Genomic DNA, 321 nt, shown 5'->3' with positions numbered 1-321 from the left:
CAGGTTGAGCCCGGGGATTTCACATCCGACTTGACAGACCGCCTGCGTGCGCTTTACGCCCAGTAATTCCGATTAACGCTTGCACCCTCCGTATTACCGCGGCTGCTGGCACGGAGTTAGCCGGTGCTTCTTCTGCGGGTAACGTCAATTGCTGAGGTTATTAACCTCAACACCTTCCTCCCCGCTGAAAGTACTTTACAACCCGAAGGCCTTCTTCATACACGCGGCATGGCTGCATCAGGCTTGCGCCCATTGTGCAATATTCCCCACTGCTGCCTCCCGTAGGAGTCTGGACCGTGTCTCAGTTCCAGTGTGGCTGGT

General features: G+C 56.1%; 1 rRNA gene. It reads right to left on the bottom strand.

The features are described from left to right. Positions 1-321, bottom strand: a 16S ribosomal RNA gene (locus A6013_RS24865); the annotation flags it as partial.

This window comes from Enterobacter sp. IF2SW-B1 (assembly GCF_001743375.1).
In the GTDB taxonomy this organism is placed as follows: Bacteria; Pseudomonadota; Gammaproteobacteria; order Enterobacterales; family Enterobacteriaceae; genus Enterobacter; species Enterobacter bugandensis.
The sequence above is the reverse complement of the archived record's forward strand: the minus strand, read 5'-3'. Positions and strand labels throughout refer to the sequence as shown.